General features: G+C 59.3%; 21 protein-coding genes and 1 pseudogene. 13 read left to right on the forward strand and 9 right to left on the reverse strand.

From position 1 onward, the window contains the following. The first annotated feature begins 2 nt into the window (after positions 1-2). On the forward strand, positions 3-701 hold the full coding sequence (locus AACY18_RS09495; protein ID WP_221730257.1) for an OmpW/AlkL family protein: 699 nt from the start codon (positions 3-5) through the stop codon (positions 699-701). Positions 702-881: 180 nt separating this feature from the next. Here the strand turns inward: AACY18_RS09495 and AACY18_RS09500 are convergent, their stop codons facing one another. Both AACY18_RS09500 and AACY18_RS09505 read right to left on the reverse strand, forming a co-directional pair. Further along, entirely contained in the window at positions 882-1,811 is a 930-nt protein-coding gene (locus AACY18_RS09500) for an NAD-dependent epimerase/dehydratase family protein (protein ID WP_339431294.1), read from the reverse strand. Further along, positions 1,804-2,688, reverse strand: a complete 885-nt coding sequence (locus AACY18_RS09505; RefSeq protein ID WP_339431293.1) for a sugar nucleotide-binding protein — start codon at positions 2,686-2,688, stop codon at positions 1,804-1,806. The genes AACY18_RS09500 and AACY18_RS09505 overlap by 8 nt, the downstream gene beginning before the upstream one ends. A gap of 324 nt (positions 2,689-3,012) precedes the next feature. Between AACY18_RS09505 and AACY18_RS28015 the strand changes: the two are divergent. From AACY18_RS28015 to AACY18_RS09520, 4 genes and pseudogenes are all read left to right on the forward strand, one after another. Beyond that, positions 3,013-3,108 (forward strand): annotated as a pseudogene (locus tag AACY18_RS28015) (DUF72 domain-containing protein); the annotation flags it as partial. A 2-nt stretch (positions 3,109-3,110) separates the two neighbouring features. Next, on the forward strand, positions 3,111-3,908 hold the full coding sequence (locus AACY18_RS09510; protein WP_339431292.1) for an endonuclease/exonuclease/phosphatase family protein: 798 nt from the start codon (positions 3,111-3,113) through the stop codon (positions 3,906-3,908). Next, positions 3,905-5,179, forward strand: coding sequence for a cardiolipin synthase ClsB (gene clsB / locus AACY18_RS09515; protein ID WP_339431291.1), 1,275 nt, complete (start codon positions 3,905-3,907; stop codon positions 5,177-5,179). The genes AACY18_RS09510 and clsB overlap by 4 nt, the downstream gene beginning before the upstream one ends. After that, on the forward strand, positions 5,176-6,162 hold the full coding sequence (locus AACY18_RS09520) for a lysylphosphatidylglycerol synthase domain-containing protein (protein ID WP_339464762.1): 987 nt from the start codon (positions 5,176-5,178) through the stop codon (positions 6,160-6,162). The genes clsB and AACY18_RS09520 overlap by 4 nt, the downstream gene beginning before the upstream one ends. Positions 6,163-6,204: 42 nt before the next feature. Here the strand turns inward: AACY18_RS09520 and AACY18_RS09525 are convergent, their stop codons facing one another. Further along, complete coding sequence (locus tag AACY18_RS09525; protein WP_339464764.1) at positions 6,205-7,206, reverse strand: GlxA family transcriptional regulator; 1,002 nt, start codon at positions 7,204-7,206, stop codon at positions 6,205-6,207. Between the two features lie 101 nt (positions 7,207-7,307). Here AACY18_RS09525 and AACY18_RS09530 point away from each other — a divergent pair, with 101 nt between their 5' ends. The 7 genes from AACY18_RS09530 (at position 7,308) to AACY18_RS09560 (ending at position 12,493) form a co-directional block, all read left to right on the forward strand. Beyond that, positions 7,308-7,856 carry a cysteine hydrolase family protein gene (locus tag AACY18_RS09530; RefSeq protein WP_339431288.1) on the forward strand — a complete coding sequence of 183 codons (549 nt, stop codon included), beginning with the start codon at positions 7,308-7,310 and terminating at the stop codon, positions 7,854-7,856. 153 nt (positions 7,857-8,009) lie between these two features. Beyond that, complete coding sequence (locus AACY18_RS09535) at positions 8,010-8,675, forward strand: YjfI family protein (RefSeq protein WP_339431287.1); 666 nt, start codon at positions 8,010-8,012, stop codon at positions 8,673-8,675. 17 nt (positions 8,676-8,692) lie between these two features. Then, entirely contained in the window at positions 8,693-9,391 is a 699-nt protein-coding gene (locus AACY18_RS09540; RefSeq protein ID WP_339431286.1) for a PspA/IM30 family protein, read from the forward strand. Between the two features lie 149 nt (positions 9,392-9,540). Next, positions 9,541-10,191: a DUF2491 family protein gene (locus AACY18_RS09545; protein WP_339431285.1), complete on the forward strand. Its 651-nt coding sequence runs from the start codon at positions 9,541-9,543 to the stop codon at positions 10,189-10,191. 15 nt (positions 10,192-10,206) lie between these two features. Then, complete coding sequence (locus tag AACY18_RS09550) at positions 10,207-10,632, forward strand: DUF350 domain-containing protein (protein WP_339464766.1); 426 nt, start codon at positions 10,207-10,209, stop codon at positions 10,630-10,632. Positions 10,633-10,649: 17 nt separating this feature from the next. Beyond that, positions 10,650-11,333, forward strand: a complete 684-nt coding sequence (locus AACY18_RS09555; protein ID WP_339431283.1) for a DUF1190 domain-containing protein — start codon at positions 10,650-10,652, stop codon at positions 11,331-11,333. A gap of 2 nt (positions 11,334-11,335) precedes the next feature. Then, the gene (locus AACY18_RS09560) at positions 11,336-12,493 is read left to right on the forward strand and encodes a glutathionylspermidine synthase family protein (RefSeq protein ID WP_339431282.1); all 1,158 of its coding nucleotides are present in this window, start codon (positions 11,336-11,338) and stop codon (positions 12,491-12,493) included. A gap of 75 nt (positions 12,494-12,568) precedes the next feature. On the opposite strand, the gene AACY18_RS09565 is transcribed toward AACY18_RS09560, so the two are convergent. Both AACY18_RS09565 and AACY18_RS09570 read right to left on the reverse strand, forming a co-directional pair. Further along, entirely contained in the window at positions 12,569-13,093 is a 525-nt protein-coding gene (locus tag AACY18_RS09565) for a single-stranded DNA-binding protein (protein WP_007917224.1), read from the reverse strand. A gap of 9 nt (positions 13,094-13,102) precedes the next feature. Continuing rightward, complete coding sequence (locus AACY18_RS09570) at positions 13,103-14,500, reverse strand: MFS transporter (protein ID WP_339431281.1); 1,398 nt, start codon at positions 14,498-14,500, stop codon at positions 13,103-13,105. Between the two features lie 191 nt (positions 14,501-14,691). Here AACY18_RS09570 and uvrA point away from each other — a divergent pair, with 191 nt between their 5' ends. Then, entirely contained in the window at positions 14,692-17,526 is a 2,835-nt protein-coding gene (gene uvrA, locus AACY18_RS09575) for an excinuclease ABC subunit UvrA (protein WP_339431280.1), read from the forward strand. 62 nt (positions 17,527-17,588) lie between these two features. Here the strand turns inward: uvrA and bfr are convergent, their stop codons facing one another. The 4 genes from bfr to AACY18_RS09595 form a co-directional block, all read right to left on the reverse strand. After that, positions 17,589-18,053 (reverse strand): bacterioferritin, encoded by a 465-nt coding sequence (bfr, locus tag AACY18_RS09580; RefSeq protein ID WP_339431279.1) that lies wholly within the window; start codon positions 18,051-18,053, stop codon positions 17,589-17,591. Between the two features lie 149 nt (positions 18,054-18,202). Then, positions 18,203-19,657 (reverse strand): catalase, encoded by a 1,455-nt coding sequence (locus tag AACY18_RS09585; RefSeq protein WP_339464767.1) that lies wholly within the window; start codon positions 19,655-19,657, stop codon positions 18,203-18,205. A gap of 239 nt (positions 19,658-19,896) precedes the next feature. After that, positions 19,897-20,283, reverse strand: a complete 387-nt coding sequence (gene rplQ / locus AACY18_RS09590) for a 50S ribosomal protein L17 (RefSeq protein WP_003176402.1) — start codon at positions 20,281-20,283, stop codon at positions 19,897-19,899. A gap of 42 nt (positions 20,284-20,325) precedes the next feature. Then, complete coding sequence (locus AACY18_RS09595) at positions 20,326-21,327, reverse strand: DNA-directed RNA polymerase subunit alpha (RefSeq protein ID WP_003186012.1); 1,002 nt, start codon at positions 21,325-21,327, stop codon at positions 20,326-20,328. Positions 21,328-21,333: the final 6 nt, after the last annotated feature.

A 21,333-nucleotide genomic window follows, 5' to 3' on the forward strand; every position in this document is an offset into this window, starting at 1 on the left:
CCATGAACAAGTCCTTGCTCAGCGCTTCGCTGTTTGCCCTCGCGCTCGCAGCCCCGCTCGCCCACGCCCACGATGCCGGTGACATCCTGATTCGTGCCGGTGCGATCACCGTCAACCCGAAGGCCGACAGCTCCAGCGTCAAGGTCGATCAGGGGCCGTTGAGCGGCACCAATCTGGGCGGCAAGGCGACCATGAGCAGCGACACTCAACTGGGCCTGAACTTCGCTTACATGCTCACCAACCACGTCGGCATTGAGTTGCTCGCGGCCACGCCGTTCGAACATGACGTGAAGCTCAAAGGCACCGGCCTGGCAGCAGCCAACGGCAAGCTCGGCACACTGAAACACCTGCCACCGACCCTCAGCGTCGTCTACTACCCGCTGGATTCGAAATCGCCGTTCCAACCGTACGTGGGCGGCGGCATCAACTACACCTGGATCTACGACGAGCACGTCGGCAGCGAAGCCAGCGCCAACGGCTTCAGCAACTTCAAGGCGAAAAACTCCTGGGGCCTGGCCTGGCAGGTCGGCGCGGACTACATGCTGACCGACAAAATCATGCTCAACGCCCAAGTGCGCTACATCGACATCGATACCCGCGCCACCGTCGAGAACAACGCCGTGGCGCCCGGTACTCGCGCACGGGTGAATGTGGATGTTGATCCGTTCATCTACATGGTGGGTTTGGGCTATAAGTTCTAAGTCGATTGACCGAACGTTCACGTGGTGGTGAATGAGGCTTGGTGGTGAGCAGGCTTGAAACTGACGGCAACTGCTTTGCGGTTGACCGGGGGAAAATCCCCTCGCCACAGGGATAGCGACAAATTCCGGCCGTGAAAAAGGCGCCTGTCACAGGGCGCCTTTTTCATGTCTGAAACAAACTTACTTGCCGAGCAACCGCGCCAGACCAACGCTCATCGGCGTCTGCCGGGGCAACTTGAAACGCTCAAGCAACCGGGTGTTATTCGCCCGCGAATGGCGGATATCACCGGAGCGGGCCGGGCCGAAGCTGACCGCTGGCAATTCACCGACGACGGTTTCCAGTTCCGCAAGCATCTGCTTGAGGCTCATCGCCTGATTCCAGCCGACATTCACCGCACCGACTTCCACTTCAGGCCTCTGGATCGCCTGCACCAACAGGTCAACCAGATCCTCGACATACAGAAAGTCCCGCGTCTGCTCGCCATCGCCGAACACGGTGATCGGCAAGCCTTTCTGCGCACGTTCGCTGAAGATGCTGATGACCCCGGAATACGGTGAGGACGGATCCTGGCGTGGGCCGAAGATGTTGAAGAAGCGGAAAACCACCGGTTCCAAAGCGTGCTGACGGCGGTAGAAATCAAAATAATGCTCGCCAGCCAGTTTGTCCGACGCGTAGGGCGTCAGCGGCGCTTTTGGCGTGTCTTCATCAATTGATTCGCCCTCGCCATTGTTGCCGTACACCGCCGCGCTGGAGGCGTACAACACACGTTTGACCCCGGCCAGGCGCATCGCTTCGCAAACGTTCAGCGTGCCGATGAAATTGCTCTGGTGAGTCTTCACCGGGTCATCCACCGACGCTTGCACCGAGGCCACGGCCGCCAGGTGCGCTACGGCGCTGCAACCCTGCATCGCTTGGGTGACCAGCACTGCGTCAGCCACATCACCGACAATCAACTCGACCCTGGGGTTGTCCAGCGGCAGATTGCTGCGTTTGCCGGTCGACAGATCATCGAGAATCCGCACCGAATGGCCTTGAGCAAGCAATGCGTCGGTCAGGTGCGAGCCAATGAAACCCGCGCCGCCGGTGATTAAAACAGTCCCTTCAGCCATGTCGGTAAAACCTATCCAGTAAGCCCGGGAGCGCGGCACGCCAGGCGCGCGGCTTGATCCCGAATGTGTGCAGAATTTTCTTGCAGGCCAGGACCGCGTGTTGCGGTTCCTCGGCGGCGTCCGGCCGCGCGGCGTGAGCCTGAGCGGTCGGTGCTTCGATGGCCAGCGCGTGCAGGCTGCGGGCCTCGGTCAGAATCGCCTGGCCCAGCGCCAGCGGTGTGGTCGCCTCGTGGCCGGCGTAGTGATAAGTGCCCCACAGCGGCGCGGCGCAATCGAGTTGCTTGAGCACCGAAATGATCACCCGTGCGGCGTCATCGACTGGCGTCGGATTGCCGCGACGATCATCGGCCAGGAGCAACTCTTCCGGTTGCTCGGCACGGGCAAGAAAACGCCCGAGGGTGCCATCAGGGCTGTCATCGAGCAGCCAGCCAAAACGCAACAACACATGCTGCGGACACGCTGCACGCACACTTTGCTCGATGCGCCACAAGGCCTGACCACGCAAACCCAGCGGCACTGGTTCGTCTTTTTCGCTGTAGGCCGTGGCACGTGAGCCGTCGAACACGCGATAACTGGACGGCTGCACGAGGACGATATTGTGGTGCCGGCACAGTTCGGCCAGACGCTCGATAGCGCGCTCCTGCCCGGCCATGCGGCTTTCGCTGACGGTCTCGGCCTGGAACCAGTCGAAATAGTAGGCGAGGTTGATCAACGCATCGGGACGGGTGTCGTCGAGCAGTTGCGTCAGGCTCGCGGCATCCCAGCCGTCTTCGGGCGGGCGGGGGGCGAGGAAACCGATGTCTTCTTCCGCACCGAGGCGAATCAGCGCCTGCCCAAGGGCATTTCCGCCGCCCAGTAACATAAGGCGCATTCGCATAGAGTCAGCAGGCCCAGTCTGATTGGAACGATGGCTTTGGCGACGTTGCTTGTGGCCCCGTCGTCGATAATTGCCGGAATCGTTGCATTTTGCGGGTTTAGTGCGCAACCGTCACCCGTAAAGTGTCGATGGCCGGAATTTGTGTACGAGCAACTGCCCCATCGCTGGCCGCCACCGATGCTGCGGCGCACACTCCTTTTGTGGGAGCGGGGTGTACGGGGCTTCTCGAAAATGCACCGTCCGTAAAGCCATCGAAACTTTCCCGAACCGCCCGCAGTCATCAACACACTGAGGCTGTACGGGGACTTTCGACGGGAGGGCGGCATGGCATCGATTCATATCGGCATTTTCGACTGGCGCTACGCCCCGTGGCGCGGGGATTTCGCCCCTCATGGGCTGGCATTCGCCTCGCGGGGGCTGCCATGAGCATTCCGGAACCGGTCGGTTTCACCGATGAAGGATCGGTCGTCGTGCCATCGGTACGCAGCTTCACTGTGCTGACGGTTAACACGCACAAGGGTTTCACCGCACTCAATCGGCGATTCATCCTGCCGGAGTTGCGCGAAGCGGTGCGCAGTGTGGCCGCCGACGTGGTGTTCCTGCAGGAAGTCCACGGCACCCACGAACTCCATCCCAAGCGCTATAACAACTGGCCGACGATGCCGCAGTACGAATTCCTCGCCGACAGCCTCTGGCCGCAGTTCGCTTATGGGCGCAATGCGGTGTATCCGGAGGGCGATCACGGCAACGCTGTGTTGTCGAAATTCCAGATCATCCGCCATGACAACCTCGACGTCTCGATCAGCGGCCACGAAAGCCGTGGCTTGTTGCATTGCGTGCTGCGCCTGCCCGGCGATGGCACCGAGGTACATGCGATCTGCGTGCATCTGGGCCTGCGCGAAAGCCACCGCAACGCTCAGCTTGGCTTGCTGATGCAGCGCCTTGCCGAACTGCCAGACGATGCTCCAGTAATCGTCGCCGGTGACTTCAATGACTGGCGCCAGCGTGCCGACGCATTGCTCAAGCCTTGCGGCTTGCGGGAAGTGTTCGCCGAACATCACGGCAAACCGGCGCGCAGCTTTCCCGCGCGTCTGCCGACCCTGCGACTGGACCGCATCTACGTGCGCAACCTCAAGACCCGTCAGCCAAAAGTGCTGGCGAACCGGCCCTGGTCCCACCTTTCCGACCATGCACCGTTATCGGTGGAGATCGAACTATGAACAGCGCACCACTGGAGAAGTCCGCCGCGGAATCGGTGAACATCACCCCGCCGATACGCGAACCCGGGCACGTCGATGTCGAATACCGCTGGCAGAGCAACAACCGCATCGAACTGCTGGAAAACGGCGAGGCGTATTTCCCGCGCGTGTTCGACGCGATGCGTGCAGCCAAGAGTGAGATCCTGCTGGAGACCTTCATCGTTTTCGAGGACAAGGTCGGCAAGGAGTTGCAGCAAATCCTGATCGACGCCGCCCGCCGTGGCGTGCGCACGACCGTCAGCCTCGACGGCTTCGGTTGTGGCGAGTTGACCACCGGCTATCTCACCGCACTGAGTGAGGCCGGCGTCTATCTGCAGATGTTCGATCCGGCCCCCAAACATCTGGGCATTCGCACCAACTGGTTTCGGCGCCTGCATCGCAAGATTGTGGTGGTCGACGGCACGGTTGCATTTATTGGCGGGATCAACTTTTCCGGCGATCACCTGGCCGACTTCGGCCCCGAGGCCAAGCAGGATTATTCGGTGCAGATTCAGGGCCCGGCCGTGGCGGACATTCACCATTTCGCACTGTTGCAAAGCGGGCGACCCGGACGTGCCAGATTCTGGTGGCAACGCCGCCGGCAGCGCCGGACAGAAATGGCCTTCACCGATCACGATGGTCAGGTGCGCCTGGTGTTTCGCGACAACAACCAGCACCACACCGACATCGAAGACGTGTATTTACAGGCCGTGCGCAGTGCTCAGCGGCGAGTGGTGATCGCCAACGCTTACTTCTTTCCCGGCTACCGCTTGCTGAAGGAAATTCGCAATGCAGCGCGGCGCGGCGTCGATGTTCGGCTGATTCTGCAAGGTGAACCGGATGTGCTGGTGGCCAAAATCGCGGCGCGCATGACCTATGACTATCTGCTCAAGGCCGGGGTGAAAATCCACGAGTATTGTCAGCGCCCGCTGCACGGCAAAGTCGCGCTGGTGGATGAGGACTGGAGCACGGTCGGCTCAAGCAATCTTGACCCGCTCAGTCTGTCGCTGAACCTGGAAGCCAACGTCGTGATCCGCGATCGCGCCTTTAACCGTGACCTGTTCGAGCGCCTCGAAAACCTGAGCCTCAACCATTGCCAGACGGTAGATCCGGCCATGGTTCCACGCGGACGAATCTGGCACATGACCGTGGGCTTTCTGGTGTTCCACTTTCTGCGGCATTTTCCGGCAATGGCCGGTTGGCTACCGGCACACAAACCCAGGCTCAAGCCGTTTCGAGGTGACCGCTCATGAGTCATACCCAAGCGCAATCGAGCGGCCATTCAGCGCCCGCCGCGCACTCACGCTGGAGCAAGTGGAAACGTCCGTTGACCGTGCTGTTTTTCCTCGCGCTGATGGTATTGCTGACGCTTTTCGCCCGCCGTATCGAGTGGGCCGACGTGTTGGAAACTCTCGCCGATTTCAAGCTGCGCACGCTGATCATTGCCGCCGGCCTGACGCTGCTGAGCTTTCTGACGTACGCCAGTTTCGACCTGATCGGCCGCACCTACATTCGCCAGGACCTGACCTGGAAACAGATCCTGCCGGTGGGGATCATCAGCTATGCGTTCAACCTGAATCTGAGTGCCTGGGTTGGCGGCATAGCCATGCGTTACCGGCTGTACTCGCGTCTGGGCGTGAGCAACAGCAACATTGCCAAAATCCTCGGGCTGAGCCTGGCGACCAACTGGTTCGGCTACATGACCATCGCAGGCGTGGTGTTCAGCAGTGGACTGGTGAGCATGCCGCCGGGCTGGAAAGTCAGCACCACAGCGCTGCAGGGTATCGGTGTGGTGTTGCTATTGATCAGTGCCGGGTATCTGGCCGCGTGCCAGTTCTCCAAGCGCCGCGAGTGGTCGATTCGCGGCGTGGAAATCAACCTGCCGTCGCTGCGCATGGCCTTGCTGCAACTGCTGCTGGGCGCGCTGAACTGGTCGTTGATGGCGGCGGTGATCTTCACCTTGCTGCCGAGCAAGCTCGACTATCCGCTGGTGCTCGGCGTGCTGTTGATCAGTGCGATTGCCGGGGTCATTACTCACATTCCGGCGGGGTTGGGCGTACTGGAAGCAGTGTTCGTTGCACTGCTGCAACACGAAGCGTCGCGGGGCAGTCTGGTGGCGGGGTTACTGGCCTATCGGGCGATTTATTTTCTGTTGCCGTTGTTGATTACGCTCGTGATGTATCTGGTGGTGGAGGCCAAGGCCAAAGCGCTGCAGATCGAAAAGACGCCTTCCTGATGTTGTTTTGAGGCTGCCGGCTTCGTCACGAGCAGCCCCCAATCAGGTACTCGGTGTTTTCACTGGCGCAGTGACACCAAACCGCGCGCGATAATCACTGGGCGCCAGCCCGGTAACTTTCTTGAAGGTCGCCCGAAACGCTCCTGGGTCTTGATACCCCACCTTCCACGCAATGTGATCAATCGTACCGTTGGTGAATTCAAGCATCTCGCGTGCCTTGCCGACGCGTAAATGCTGACAGTATTCGGTCGGTTTCAACCCGGTCGCGGCGCGGAAGCGGCGCAGGAATGTGCGCTCCTCCAACCCCGCGCGTTCGGCCATTGCCGTCAGCGAAACATCCGTCGCGCCAGTGCTTTGCAGCCAATGCTGAACCTTGAGAATCGGCGCATCGCCATGACTGAGGATCGGCGCAAAATGACTGCCGCACTCACTGGCGCTGTCGCTGTGTTCGATCACCAGAAACCGCGCAGTAGCGGTAGCGATGCTCGGGCCCAACAGCCTGTCGACCAGACGCAGCCCCAACTCCGACCAAGCCATCAGCCCGGCCGTGGTGATCAGGTCGCCGTCATCGACAATCGGTGCATCGGCGTTGAGTCTGATGTTCGGATAGCGTTCGGCGAAGACCTTGGCCGAGGTCCAGTGACTGGTGGCGCTGCGGCCGTCGAGCAGACCGCTCTCCGCCAGCAGAAAAGAGCCTGCGCAGACGCCGCCAAGCGTTGCGCCACGGGCGTGTTGTTCACGCAGCCAGTGCAGCAACCCGGTTGATGCCTGAGCTTCGCAGAAACCACCGATCGAGGGTGGAATCAGTACCGCCAGCAATTCGCTTTCGCCCCCCGTACAACTGTCGAAAACCCGCTTCGGCGCCTGATCGCCTTCAACCTGCCAATGACTGACCCGCAGTAACGGCAGTTGCGCAGCCTCATGCTCGGCGGCAATCCCGTTCGCCACCGCGAACAGATCAGTCAAACCGTGCACGGCCGCCATTTGCGCGCCGGGATAAATCAGCACGCCCAACCCGGCCACGGCAGCCCTTTGTGCGCCCATTGTCAGTTTTCCCCTGTCTATTGTCGGTGCGGCCAATCCTCGAGTCGCTCGGCAGCGCCAATACTGAAGGCACTTCCAGACAATCCATCGAGGACACACCCATGGCCAAGCAAGCGCTCATCGTAGTCGATATCCAGAATGACTACTTCCCCCAAGGCAAATGGCCGCTCACCGGTGCCGACGCCGCTGCCGACAACGCCGCGCGACTGATCGCAGCCTTCCGCGAAGCCGGCGATTCGGTGGTGTTCATTCGACATGAGTTCACCTCATCGGACGCCGCGTTTTTCACCCCCGGCTCGGACGGCGCCAAACTGCACCCCAAAGTGCTCAATCGTGCCGACGAACCCGTGGTACTCAAACACTTCGTCAACGCGTTCCGCGAAACCGAGTTGCAATCGATTCTCGACGAACAAGGCATCAAGGAACTGGTGGTGGTCGGCAGCATGAGCCACGTGTGCATCGACGGCATCACCCGTGCGGCGGCGGATCTGGGCTATGACGTCACGGTGATTCACGACGCCTGCGCCAGCCGCGATCTGGAATTCAACGGCATGACCGTACCGGCAGACCACGTCCACGCGGCCTTCATGTCAGCCCTGGGCTTCGCTTACGCCAGCGTGGTGTCCACCGACGAGTTCCTCCTGCGCTGACGCTCCCGGAAACACTTTGCAAAATAAACTGCGCCCGCCCCGTTGCGGGCGTTTTTGCGAGCGCCGGAAAAATCTCACGCGTGAGCCATTGATGGCACTTTGAATTGGTGTAGTGTGGCCCACGCGTGAGATGTTCATAACGGAATCAATGCCATGAAAAGCCGCTCCCCCGCTACCGCATCAGACCCAAAGGGAGTGCGCTCAAAACCGTCCGCGAAAAAACCATCCAGCTTTTATATGAAGCAGATGCGTGCGGGCCTGGCGGCTGCCGGTTATGTGAAACACGAAACTTGGGTGCTTCCGGAAAACCGAAGCTTGCTCAAACAAATGGAGCAACAGCTACGCCAACCGATTCTGGCTGGCTCTTTCATGTCGGAGAATTACATGAGCGCAGGCAACAACTGGAATATCGACAGCCTCTTCAACGCCCTCAAGGCCCTGGACGAGGTCGCTTCGCAAGAGATCACGCTGTCTCTGATCCAGAGCTCCGAACCCAGCATCAAGCTGGAAATGAACGAATTCGGCGGTCTGCCGATTCACATCGCCCTGGCCGGCGCACAGATCATCGTCGACACCGTGCTGGTGGACATCGATTCGATCACCGACGTGCGCGCCTTCAACGACGCCGTACTGCGCAGCCGGGAAATGTTCCCGCTGTCGTCGATCGGTATCGAGTCGATGCCGAACGGGCAGACCGTCTACAACATGTTTGGCGCCCTCAGCGCCGACTCGAGCCTGACCAACGTGGTGACCGAGGTGAAAACCCTGGTCGATAACGTGCAGCGCGCCAGCGAAGCCTTCGAACACTTCTTCAAGTAATCAACAGGGAATATCCAATGACTCAGTCCATCTGGAGCAAGTTGTTCACCGCACTGCGCGGCGGCGCCAATGAAGTCGGCGAAGCGATCGTCGACCAACAGGCCCTGCGCATCCTCGACCAGGAAATCCGCGATGCGGATACCGCGCTGTCGAACGCCCGTCGCGAATTGATCACCATCATGGCCAAGCACAAGCTGGCCGCCGACCGCGTGAGCGAGTACGACGCCAAGATCAAGGATCTGGAAGCCAAGGCTGTTTCGGCTCTGAACGCCGGTCGCGAAGACCTGGCGATGGAAGTGGCCGAAGCGATTTCGACCCTGACCAACGACCTGACCGCCGAAAAAGCCCAAAGCGACGAGTTTGGCAACTATGCCGACAACATGCGCAAGGACATCAACAAGGCCGAAGCCCGGATCAAGAGCCTGCGCCAACAAGTGGACATGGCCAAGGCCCGTGACAGCGTGCAGAAAGCCCAGGTCAGTGCATCGATCGCCAGCGGCGGCGCCAACGGCAAACTGGAAACCGCGGTCGGCACCCTGAACCGCCTGCAAGCCAAGCAGCAGCAACGCGCTGCCGAACTGAGTGCGGCCGATGAACTGGCAGACGCTTCAACCGGCAACGACCTGGATCGTAAACTGCGCGACGCCGGCATCACGCCGAATGAAGGCAGCGCCAATGCGATTCTTGAACGCCTTAAGCAGAAATCCGCTCAGTAACACCGCGATAAAAAACCCTGTGGGGGCGAACAACCCCGCTCCCACAGGGTTTGTGCTGAGCAAATGACGCTGCTCGTTCGTCGCTCGGCCCGGTACACTAGCGGCGCTTTTTACGACGAACACCTCCACCCGCTTCAAGGAACGTACCCATGGGATGGTTTAAAGATTTGCTGGGCACCAGCAACTGGCAGACCGCTGCGCCAACACCCACCGTCGCCAGTGGCCCACTCGGGATGGCCCAAGGCAAGGGCGTCAGATTCGATTCGACGCTGGCCCTGCTGCTCGACGGTTCGACTTCGGTACGAGTCCCCTTCGATCAGGCGATCTGGAGCGCAGGCTGGGTCGACCTCGGCCAGTCCAATAAACTGCACCGCTATTACATGAACGACGAGGATTTCTGGGTACAGATCCACGTCACCGGCGATGATCAGATCGAATCGGTCATCCTGTTCAACTACCTCAGTTACGTGACAGTCAACAGTGACGCCGAACTGCAGCGACTGGCCGGCCCCAACAGCCTGATCGGTTTGCCGACCTACACCCACGAAGGTGTCGAATTCACCCGCGAGTGGGGCACCGAACAAGGCCAGACCGAACTGGTGCCGCTGACCGAGCAGGTGGTCAACCCGGACGAGAGCTACACCATCGAACACCACGCCATGCTTTACGCCCGCGAGACCGGCCTGACCGATCGTCGCGAGCTGTTGTTGTTCTCCGTCGAACAAGACGAAGAAGGCACCGTCAGCCTGAGCACCTCGCTCGGCATTTCGCTATACACGACTGACCTGAGCACCATTTAAATAAGGACGCTTTTCATGCTGGAAGTGCTGGCTGTCTCGCTGAACAAGACCGCTCTGACCGGTTTCATCGTTTACCTGATCGGCGCCGTGTTGCTGTTCATGCTGTTTCAATTCGTCTACACGCGCATCACCCCGCACAAGGAATTCGAGCTGATCCGCTCCGGCAACACGGCCGCCGCCATTGCGCTGTCCGGTGCAATCATCGGTTTCGCCATTCCTGCCAGCAACGTGATCGCCTATTCGGTCAACGTCCTCGACTTCGTGCTCTGGGCCGTGATTGCCGCAGCAGTGCAACTACTGGCGTTTCTCGCCACTGGCCTGGTGCTCAAAGGCACTTCCCAGCGCATCGCCAACGGTGAAATCGCTTCCGGCATCTACGTCGCAGCGGTAGCGATCAGCGTCGGCATGCTCAACGCTGCGTGCATGACACCGTCCAACTGATCGGCAGGAAGCCTTAGATGAAACGAAGCAAGTACGTTCAGTTGTCCCTCGCCGCGTCGGTGGCCATGGCCATTTCCGGCGAAGCGGCAGCGGTGGATCAGGCGCGCAATTTCCAGAGCGTTGAGCAGTGCGTCGATGCCGAAGTGGCAGCCGACGTCTGCTCCAACGCCTACGTCGCGGCGCTCACCGAACACCGGCGTATCGCTCCGGCGTACGACGACAAGGCCAAGTGCGACGCGGACTTTGCTGCCGACTGGTGCCAGAAAAACTCCGACGGCCGCTTCGTGCCGAAACTCGGCGGTTTCAAAGTGCCGCAGAACGGTGAAACCCCACAAAATCTCGACGCCATCGCCGATGCGCAGATGCCGGCCGGTGACACGACGGCTGCCCAGAATGTGCAAAACACTTCCCACACCTCGAGTGGCGGCGGCTGGCTGAGCGGATGGCTGATCGGCAACGCGATGAGCAACAACTCGAATCGCACGGTCTATCGCGACCGCGATACGCGCCAGCCCTACAACACCTCGACGCAGTCAAAAAGAATCGAGTCGGCGCCCCGTAGCCAACCGACCTACGAGAGCAGCAAAAGCAAACCGGTGAACGTCGCCTCCTCCACCTCCCGTGGCGGTTTTGGCAGCCAGTCCAGTGCCCGCAGCGGTTGGGGTGGTTGGGGCAGCAGTTCCGGCCGCTCGAGCAGCTGACGATGAAAAAGGTCCACTGCGCCGAGCGCCCCGACTGGAAACAAACGGCCGAGAGCCTCGGCTTTATGTTCCACACCATCGACGACGAGCCCTACTGGGACGAAAGCGCGTACTACCAGTTCACGCTCGCGCAAATCGAAAACGATCTCGAGGACCCGACCACCGAACTGCACGAGATGTGCATGGACCTGGTCGACCGCGTGGTACACAGCGAAGAACTGCTGAATCGCCTGAGCATCCCGCCTGCGTACTACGACATGATCCGAACGTCCTGGCTGGAAGGACATCCGCATCTGTACGGGCGCATGGACTTTTCCTACAGCGGCAACGGCCCGGCGAAACTGCTGGAACTCAACTACGACACGCCAACCAGCCTTTACGAGGCGGCGGCGTTCCAGTGGGGTTGGCTGGAGCAATGCATTGAGCGCGGCACGCTGCCCAGCCATGCCGACCAGTTCAACAGCATCGACACCAAGCTGCATCAAGCCTTTGCCGAGTTGCAGCTCAAGCGACCTTTCTACTTTGCCTCAATGAAAGACTCGGTCGAGGATAAAGGCACCACCGATTACCTGCGACTGATCGCGGAAAAGGTCGGCATCGAATCCCGGCACATCGACATCGAAGACATTGGCCTGACGGCCGAGGGCCGCTTTGTCGACCTGCAAGATCGCTGGATCCCGCACCTGTTCAAGCTGCACGCCTGGGAATTCATCTTCCATGAACCGTTCGGCGCGGCGATTGCCGAGTGCGATACGCAGTTTTTCGAGCCTGCGTGGAAAGCGATCCTGTCGAACAAAGGCGCACTGCCGCTGTTGTGGGAGTTGCACAAAGGCCATCCGAATCTGCTCGCAGCGCACCTCGATCCGAACCCGGCCAGTGCCGTGCCCAAAGGCTGGGTGCGCAAACCGTACTTCTCCCGGGAAGGTGCAAACATCGAACTGCAAACCGCGCAAGGTCTGATCGTCAAAGAAGATGGGCCCTACACCGATGCGCCATTTATCCTTCAGGAGTTCGCACCACTGCCGAAGTTCGGTAACAGCTACACGCTGATCGGCTCCTGGGTGATTGGCGATCAGGCGGCGGGTATTGGCGTGCGTGAGGACAACAGTCTGATCACCAAGGATTCAAGCCGGTTTCTGCCGCATTTGATTCTTGACTGACAAACCACCGCCCACAAAAAAGGCCTGTCGCGTTGAACGACGGGCCTTTTTATTTAGATCGTATGCAGCCAAGAATTAGAACGGAATATCGTCATCGAAGCTGTCGAAATCCGGAGCCGGTTGCGGTGCGGCCTGCTGTGGAGCCGGGGCCGAACGCTGCTGTGGCGCCGACTGCTGCGGGCGTGGAGCCTGCTGACGTGGCGTTGGAGCGGACTGCTGATAGTTGTTGCCGCCGCCTTGTTGGTCGCCCTGTTGTGGACGGCCGCCGAGCAGTTGCATGGTGCCTTGCATGTCGACCACGATTTCGGTGGTGTAACGCTTGATACCGTCTTTTTCCCACTCGCGGGTCTGCAGCTTGCCTTCGATGTAGACCTGCGAACCTTTGCGCAGGTACTCACCGGCGATCTCGGCCACCTTGCCGAACATCGAAACACGGTGCCACTCGGTCTTCTCGACCTTCTGACCGGTTTGCTTGTCGGTCCACTGTTCGCTGGTTGCCAGACTCAGGTTGGTCACGGCGTTACCGTTAGGCAGGTAGCGAACTTCGGGATCCTGGCCGCAAGTGCCGACCAATATGACTTTGTTAACCCCACGGGCCATAACGTTCTCCTAGGCTTCGCAAGCAGCCCCGGCCGGGTTGTTCACCAGGCGTTCGAGGGTGTCGCGATCCACTAATTCTTTGTCCAGTTTGATGTAAACAGCCGCTTCATCCGCAACTATCACTGCATCGGTTACCCCCACGAGGGCCTTGAGGCGCTCGACCAGACCCGCTTCGCGGATCGCCTCGGGCGACAACGGCAAGCGCAGGCTCGTCACGTAGGGAGGTTCGCGCATGGTAACAGCAAAGGCCAGCCAGATGGCAGCCAGCCCCGCACATCCGAGGAACACAACCGACAGACCGCCATGCTGAAACAGCCAGCCGCCGAGTATCCCGCCGAGTGCCGAACCGAGGAACTGACTGGTGGAATACACGCCCATGGCCGTGCCCTTGCCACCTGCCGGTGAAACCTTGCTGATCAGCGACGGCAGAGAAGCCTCCAGCAGATTGAACGCGGTGAAGAACACCACCGTGCCGATCACCAGAGCCCGCAGGCTGTCACCGAACTTCCAGAAGAATAGCTCAGTCAGCATCAGCGTCATGACGGCGCCGAGCAAGATTCGTTTCATTTTGCGTTTCTTCTCGCCATAGATGATGAACGGGATCATGGCGAAGAAAGAAATCAGCAGCGCGGTCAGGTAAACCCACCAATGCTGCTCCTTGGGCAACCCGGCTTTTTCCACCAGGGCCAAGGGCAGCGCGACGAAGCTCGACATGAGCATCGCGTGCAATACAAAGATGCCAAGATCGAGGCGCAGCAGATCGGGATGCTTGAGCGTCGGCAGCAGCGCCTGACGCGCCACGCCGGACTCACGATGCTGCAACGGCCCGGTTGAGCGCGGCACCATGAACATGATGATCAGGATCCCGATCAGTGCCATGCCGCCTGTAGCGAGGAACAGTCCGGACAAACCGAAAACCCGGGTCAGCAGCGGCCCGACCACCATCGCCACAGCGAAGGACAAACCGATGGTCATGCCGATCATCGCCATCGCTTTGGTGCGGTGCTGTTCACGGGTCAGGTCGGAGAGCAAGGCCATGACCGCGGCGGAGATCGCGCCGGCGCCCTGCAGGATCCGCCCGGCGATCACGCCCCAGATCGAATCGGCCTGGGACGCCAGCACACTGCCGAGGGCGAAGACGATCAGCCCCAGGTAAATGACCGGCCGGCGGCCAATGCGGTCGGAAATGATCCCGAACGGAATCTGAAAAATCGCCTGGGTCAGGCCATAAGCACCAATTGCCAGCCCGATCAGGGCCGGGGTCGCGCCTGCCAGATCCATGCCGTAGGTCGCCAGTACTGGCAACACCATGAACATGCCAAGCATACGGAAGGCGAACACCAGGGCCAGACCGCTCGCCGCGCGGGTCTCGCTGCCACTCATGCGTTCGCTGTGGGGATCGTGCATGGAAAAACCTCGTGTGAACCGGCGGCGATTCTACCAGTCCCATCGGAAGACGGGGTATATCGCGACGCTATGACACGCCTACATGAAACTCTCTTCATGCAAGGCAAAAAACGCTGCGCTTGATAGTGTGCATCCATCCAGTATTTGCCCGTATACTCCTACGTTTTCGACGCCCGCCGAGCGAGGCCACTTTGGACAAGATCCTGATACGTGGGGCCCGTACCCACAACCTGAAGAACATCGACCTGACCCTGCCACGGGACAAGCTGATCGTCATCACCGGCCTGTCCGGATCCGGCAAGTCGTCCCTGGCCTTCGACACACTCTACGCCGAAGGTCAGCGCCGCTATGTCGAATCCCTGTCGGCTTACGCCCGGCAGTTCCTGTCGATGATGGAAAAACCCGACGTCGACACCATCGAAGGCCTGTCGCCTGCGATTTCCATCGAACAGAAATCGACCTCGCACAACCCCCGCTCCACGGTCGGCACCATCACCGAAATCTACGACTATCTGCGCCTGCTGTATGCACGCGTCGGTACGCCCCGCTGCCCCGACCACGACATTCCACTGGAAGCACAGACCGTCAGCCAGATGGTCGACCTGGTACTGGCCCAGCCGGAAGGCAGCAAATTGATGCTACTGGCCCCGGTGATCCGCGAGCGCAAAGGCGAACACTTGTCGGTGTTTGAAGAGCTGCGCGCTCAGGGCTTCGTCCGTGCCCGGGTCAATGGCCGGATCTGCGAGCTCGACGAGCTGCCGAAACTGGATAAACAGAAGAAGCATTCGATCGACGTGATTGTCGACCGTTTCAAGGTTCGCGCCGATCTGCAGCAGCGTTTGGCCGAATCGTTCGAGACCGCACTCAAACTGGCGGACGGCATTGCCCTCGTGGCGCCGATGGACGATGAGCCGGGCGAAGAGATGATCTTCTCCGCGCGTTTCGCCTGCCCGATCTGCGGCCACGCGATCAGCGAGCTCGAACCAAAACTGTTTTCCTTCAACAACCCGGCCGGCGCCTGCCCGACTTGCGATGGCCTGGGCGTGAAGCAATTCTTCGACATCAAGCGACTGGTCAATGGTGATCTGACCCTGGCCGAAGGGGCCATTCGCGGCTGGGACAGGCGCAACGTCTACTACTTCCAGATGCTGGGCTCATTGGCTTCGCATTACGGGTTCAGCCTCGAAGTGCCCTTCAACGAACTGCCAGCCGATCAGCAGAAATTCATCCTGCACGGCAGCGGCTCGCAGAACGTCGACTTCAAATACCTTAACGACCGTGGCGATATCGTCAAACGTTCGCACCCGTTCGAAGGCATCGTGCCGAACCTCGAGCGTCGCTACCGCGAAACCGAATCGGCGAGCGTGCGTGAAGAGCTGGCCAAGTTCCTCAGCACTCAGTCTTGCCCGGACTGCCGTGGCACCCGTCTGCGTCGTGAGGCTCGGCATGTCTGGGTCGGCGAAAAAACGCTGCCGGCAGTGACCAATCTGCCGATTGGCGATGCATGTGAATACTTCGGCGAACTGAAAATGACTGGCCGTCGTGGCGAAATCGCGGACAAGATTCTCAAGGAAATCCGCGAGCGCCTGCAGTTTCTGGTCAACGTGGGCCTGGACTATCTGTCGCTGGATCGCAGTGCCGACACGTTGTCCGGCGGCGAAGCACAGCGGATCCGGCTGGCCAGCCAGATCGGTGCCGGCCTGGTGGGCGTTCTGTATATCCTCGATGAGCCTTCCATCGGCTTGCACCAGCGTGATAACGACCGGCTGCTCGGCACACTCAAACACCTGCGCGACATCGGCAACACAGTGATTGTGGTCGAGCACGACGAAGACGCGATTCGCCTGGCTGACTATGTCGTGGATATCGGCCCCGGTGCCGGTGTGCATGGCGGACAGATCGTTGCCGAAGGTACGCCAGCCGAAGTCATGGCGCACCCTGATTCCCTGACCGGCAAATACCTGTCGGGCCGGGTGAAGATCGAGGTGCCGGCCAAGCGTACACCGCGCAACAAGAAACAGGTTCTGGCGCTCAAGGGTGCACGGGGCAACAACCTGCGCGACGTCGATCTGGAAATTCCGATCGGCCTGCTGACTTGCGTGACGGGTGTTTCCGGCTCGGGCAAATCGACCCTGATCAACAACACCCTGTTCCCGCTGAGCGCTACCGCACTCAACGGTGCGACCACTCTGGAAGCAGCCGCGCACGACAGCATCAAGGGCCTGGAACATCTGGACAAAGTGGTCGACATTGATCAGAGCCCGATTGGGCGCACACCACGGTCCAACCCGGCAACTTATACCGGGCTGTTCACCCCGATCCGGGAACTGTTCGCCGGCGTGCCCGAGTCGCGTTCCCGAGGCTACGGCCCGGGGCGTTTCTCGTTCAACGTCAAGGGCGGTCGCTGCGAGGCGTGCCAGGGTGATGGCCTAATCAAGGTTGAAATGCACTTCCTGCCGGATATCTATGTTCCGTGCGACGTGTGCAAGAGCAAACGCTACAACCGCGAAACCCTTGAGATCAAATACAAGGGCAAGAACATCCACGAAACTCTCGAGATGACCATCGAAGAGGCTCGAGTGTTCTTCGACGCGGTACCGGCACTCGCGCGCAAGCTGCAAACCTTGATGGATGTGGGGCTGTCGTACATCAAGCTGGGGCAGTCGGCTACGACCTTGTCCGGTGGTGAGGCGCAGCGGGTCAAACTGTCCCGTGAGTTGTCCAAACGCGATACCGGCAAGACGCTGTACATCCTCGACGAGCCGACCACGGGCCTGCACTTCGCGGATATCCAGCAATTGCTCGACGTCCTGCATCGCCTGCGCGACCACGGCAACACCGTGGTGGTGATCGAGCACAACCTTGACGTGATCAAGACTGCCGACTGGCTGGTCGATCTCGGGCCTGAGGGTGGTTCCAAGGGTGGCCAGATCATTGCCACCGGCACGCCCGAGGAAGTGGCCGAGATGAAGCAATCTCACACCGGCCATTACCTCAAGCCACTGCTGATCCGTGATCGGGCCTAGACACCGAGCATGAAAAAGCCCCTGTCACTTCGTCAGTGACAGGGGCTTTTTTGTATTACATGTCAGGTGTGGGATTGCAGGTAGTTCTGGAGACCGATTAGCTTGATCAGGCCCAACTGCTTTTCCAGCCAGTAGGTGTGATCTTCTTCGGTATCGTGGAGCTGAACGCGCAATATCTCACGGCTGACGTAGTCGTTGTGCTGTTCGCAGAGCTCGATGCCTTTGCACAATGCCGCACGGACTTTGTACTCAAGGCGCAGATCGGCTTCGAGCATCTCCGGGACGGTGGTGCCGACATCCAGATCATCCGGACGCATGCGTGGCGTACCTTCAAGCATCAGGATCCGGCGCATCAACGCGTCAGCATGGCCTGCTTCTTCTTCCATCTCGTGGTTGATTCGTTCGTAGAGCTTGGTGAATCCCCAGTCCTCATACATCCGCGAGTGGACAAAATACTGGTCACGCGCGGCCAGTTCGCCGGTCAGCAACGTGTTGAGGTAATCGATAACGTCTGGGTGGCCTTGCATCGCCCTACATCTCCCTGCTTGAAAGGCTGTAGTTTGAACCAACCTGACTGTCAGGTCACCCTCCATGCGCAATAAAAGCGAAGATAATCTGAGAAAAGCAGGCTAAATAACGCAAAAACCGCCCTAATGAGGGCGGTTCTGCTTCTCGTTTAGACTTCGTTAAGCTGTACGTTGAGCAGCTTTGCAATTGCTTCGCCATACGCCGGATCGGCTTTGTAGAAATGCTGCAACTGGCGATCCACAACATCAGGCGTCACACCGGCCAGCGCTCCTGCAATGTTACTGACCAGCAGCGCTTTCTGTTCGTCATTCATCAAGCGGAACAGTGCCCCCGCCTGACTGTAGTAATCACTGTCCTCGCGATGATCGTAGCGGTCAGCCGCACCGCTCAAGGCCAGCGCCGGCTCTGCATAACGCGGCGCTTGTTTGGGCGACTCTACGTAACTGTTCGGCTCGTAATTTGGCGCTGCGCCACCGTTGCTGCCAAAAGCCATCGAACCGTCGCGCTGGTATGTGTTCACCGCACTGCGTGGCGCATTCACAGGCAATTGCTGGTGATTGGTACCAACACGGTAGCGGTGAGCATCAGCGTAAGCGAATACACGACCTTGCAGCATACGATCCGGCGACAAACCGACGCCAGGCACCATGTTGCTCGGGCCGAACGCGGCCTGCTCGACTTCAGCGAAGTAGTTCAGCGGATTGCGGTTCAGCTCCAGCTCACCTACTTCGATCAGCGGGAACTCTTTCTGCGACCAGGTCTTGGTCACGTCAAACGGGTTCTCATAGTGCGCCGCTGCCTGAGCCTCGGTCATGATCTGAATGCACACGCGCCATTTCGGGAAGTCACCGCGCTCAATTGCTTCAAACAGATCACGCTGCGCGTAATCCGGGTCAGTGCCAGCCAGACGAGCGGCATCAGCCGGCGCAAGGTTTTTGATGCCTTGCTGGGTCTTGTAGTGCCACTTCACCCAGTGACGCTCGCCTTGAGCGCTGATCAGACTGTAAGTGTGACTACCAAAGCCGTGCATGTGACGGTACCCGTCCGGGATCCCGCGGTCAGAAAAAAGAATGGTGACTTGGTGTAACGCTTCCGGCGAATGCGACCAGAAGTCCCACATCATCTGCGCACTCTTCAGATTACTTTGTGGCAGGCGCTTTTGGGTGTGGATGAAGTCAGGGAATTTCAGCGGGTCGCGAATGAAGAAGACTGGCGTGTTGTTGCCGACAATGTCCCAGTTACCTTCCTCGGTGTAGAACTTCAGCGCAAAGCCACGCGGATCTCGCTCGGTGTCGGCAGAACCGCGCTCGCCACCTACCGTTGAAAAACGCAGGAAGGTCGGGGTTTGCTTCCCTACGGACTCGAACAGCTTAGCGCTGGTGTAATCGGTGATATCGCGGGTTACGGTAAACGTACCGTAAGCACCCGAGCCCTTAGCGTGCACCCGGCGCTCAGGAATGTTTTCACGATTAAAGTGGGCAAGCTTCTCGATCAGATGAAAATCGTCGAGCAGCAGCGGGCCTCGCGGGCCGGCGGAGCGAGAGTTCTGGTTATCAGCGACAGGCGCGCCACTGGCGGTCGTAAGCGTTTTGGTCTGGCTCATACGGTCTTCTTCCTCTGTCAGTCTTGGAGCTGCCGGCTAATCGGCTTGGACGGGAGTATCAATCAACAATGTGACACCTACAAATTCATTAACCTGCACACATCGATAGAAAATTACTAATTAAACTTCCCAACACATAGTGACAACAGAACAGAGGGAGATGCTTGTACGTAAAGCGCTTTTCTTAGAGGCACAAAAAACCGGGCACTAGGCCCGGTTCTTTGTTTCAGACTGACGTCTTACTCGGCGGATACAGCTTCGCCAGCAGTAGCACGATCAACCAACTCGACGTACGCCATAGGCGCGTTGTCGCCAGCGCGGAAACCGCACTTGAGGATGCGCAGGTAGCCACCCTCACGGGTAGCATAACGCTTGCCCAAGTCGTTGAAGAGCTTACCAACGATAGCTTTCGAACGAGTACGGTCGAAAGCCAGACGGCGGTTAGCCAGGCTGTCTGTCTTGGCCAGAGTGATCAGCGGCTCAGCAACGCGACGCAGTTCTTTGGCTTTTGGCAGAGTAGTTTTGATCAGCTCGTGCTCGAACAGCGACACCGCCATGTTTTGAAACATGGCCTTGCGGTGCGAGCTGGTGCGGCTCAGGTGACGACCACTTTTACGATGACGCATGGTTCATTCCTTACCAAACACAACGTTCGGTGATTACGACGATCAGGCAGTCGCCTTGTCGTCCTTCTTAAGACTTGCAGGCGGCCAGTTGTCGAGGCGCATGCCGAGGGACAGACCGCGGGAGGCCAGAACGTCCTTGATTTCAGTCAAGGATTTCTTGCCCAGGTTCGGAGTCTTCAACAGCTCTACTTCGGTACGCTGAATCAGGTCACCGATGTAGTAGATGTTTTCCGCCTTAAGGCAGTTAGCCGAACGTACAGTCAGTTCCAGATCGTCAACCGGGCGAAGCAGGATCGGATCGATCTCGTCTTCCTGCTCGACAACCACTGGCTCACTGTCACCTTTGAGGTCGACGAACGCAGCCAACTGCTGTTGCAGAATGGTTGCAGCGCGGCGGATAGCCTCTTCAGGATCCAGGGTACCGTTGGTTTCCAGATCAATAACCAGCTTGTCCAGGTTGGTACGCTGCTCGACACGGGCGTTTTCCACCACGTATGCGATACGGCGAACCGGGCTGAACGAAGAATCAAGCTGCAAGCGACCGATGCTGCGGCTTTCGTCTTCATCGCTCTGACGCGAGTCGGCTGGTTCATAACCACGACCACGAGCTACGGTGAGCTTCATGTTCAGGGCGCCGTTAGACGCCAGGTTAGCGATTACGTGATCGGGATTAACGATCTCGACATCATGATCCAGCTGAATATCGGCAGCGGTAACCACCCCCGAACCCTTCTTCGACAAGGTCAGCGTAACTTCGTCACGACCGTGCAGCTTGATGGCCAGACCTTTAAGGTTCAACAGGATTTCAATTACGTCTTCCTGTACACCTTCGATGGCGCTGTACTCGTGGAGCACACCGTCAATCTCGGCCTCGACTACTGCGCAGCCGGGCATTGAGGACAACAGGATGCGTCGCAGCGCGTTGCCCAGGGTGTGGCCAAAACCACGCTCGAGAGGCTCGAGAGTGATCTTGGCGCGGGTTGGACTGACAACCTGCACATCAATATGGCGGGGTGTCAGGAACTCATTTACCGAAATCTGCATGGATGC

The organism is Pseudomonas sp. EA_65y_Pfl2_P74 (assembly GCF_963970575.1).
GTDB lineage: Bacteria > Pseudomonadota > Gammaproteobacteria > Pseudomonadales > Pseudomonadaceae > Aquipseudomonas > Aquipseudomonas baetica_A.

Coding starts and splice junctions, on each gene's coding strand:
- AACY18_RS09525 (WP_339464764.1), bottom strand. CDS start 7,206: ATGGGCGCACAAAGGGCTGCCGTGGCCGGGTTGGGCGTGCTGATTTAT.
- AACY18_RS09555 (WP_339431283.1), top strand. CDS start 10,650: ATGAAACGAAGCAAGTACGTTCAGTTGTCCCTCGCCGCGTCGGTGGCC.
- AACY18_RS09595 (WP_003186012.1), bottom strand. CDS start 21,327: ATGCAGATTTCGGTAAATGAGTTCCTGACACCCCGCCATATTGATGTG.
- AACY18_RS09585 (WP_339464767.1), bottom strand. CDS start 19,657: ATGAGCCAGACCAAAACGCTTACGACCGCCAGTGGCGCGCCTGTCGCT.
- AACY18_RS09565 (WP_007917224.1), bottom strand. CDS start 13,093: ATGGCCCGTGGGGTTAACAAAGTCATATTGGTCGGCACTTGCGGCCAG.
- AACY18_RS09510 (WP_339431292.1), top strand. CDS start 3,111: ATGAGCATTCCGGAACCGGTCGGTTTCACCGATGAAGGATCGGTCGTC.
- AACY18_RS09550 (WP_339464766.1), top strand. CDS start 10,207: ATGCTGGAAGTGCTGGCTGTCTCGCTGAACAAGACCGCTCTGACCGGT.
- AACY18_RS09570 (WP_339431281.1), bottom strand. CDS start 14,500: ATGCACGATCCCCACAGCGAACGCATGAGTGGCAGCGAGACCCGCGCG.
- AACY18_RS09495 (WP_221730257.1), top strand. CDS start 3: ATGAACAAGTCCTTGCTCAGCGCTTCGCTGTTTGCCCTCGCGCTCGCA.
- AACY18_RS09540 (WP_339431286.1), top strand. CDS start 8,693: ATGACTCAGTCCATCTGGAGCAAGTTGTTCACCGCACTGCGCGGCGGC.
- AACY18_RS09530 (WP_339431288.1), top strand. CDS start 7,308: ATGGCCAAGCAAGCGCTCATCGTAGTCGATATCCAGAATGACTACTTC.
- clsB (WP_339431291.1), top strand. CDS start 3,905: ATGAACAGCGCACCACTGGAGAAGTCCGCCGCGGAATCGGTGAACATC.
- AACY18_RS09520 (WP_339464762.1), top strand. CDS start 5,176: ATGAGTCATACCCAAGCGCAATCGAGCGGCCATTCAGCGCCCGCCGCG.
- AACY18_RS09505 (WP_339431293.1), bottom strand. CDS start 2,688: ATGCGAATGCGCCTTATGTTACTGGGCGGCGGAAATGCCCTTGGGCAG.
- bfr (WP_339431279.1), bottom strand. CDS start 18,053: ATGCAAGGCCACCCAGACGTTATCGATTACCTCAACACGTTGCTGACC.
- AACY18_RS09560 (WP_339431282.1), top strand. CDS start 11,336: ATGAAAAAGGTCCACTGCGCCGAGCGCCCCGACTGGAAACAAACGGCC.
- AACY18_RS09500 (WP_339431294.1), bottom strand. CDS start 1,811: ATGGCTGAAGGGACTGTTTTAATCACCGGCGGCGCGGGTTTCATTGGC.
- AACY18_RS09545 (WP_339431285.1), top strand. CDS start 9,541: ATGGGATGGTTTAAAGATTTGCTGGGCACCAGCAACTGGCAGACCGCT.
- rplQ (WP_003176402.1), bottom strand. CDS start 20,283: ATGCGTCATCGTAAAAGTGGTCGTCACCTGAGCCGCACCAGCTCGCAC.
- AACY18_RS09535 (WP_339431287.1), top strand. CDS start 8,010: ATGAAAAGCCGCTCCCCCGCTACCGCATCAGACCCAAAGGGAGTGCGC.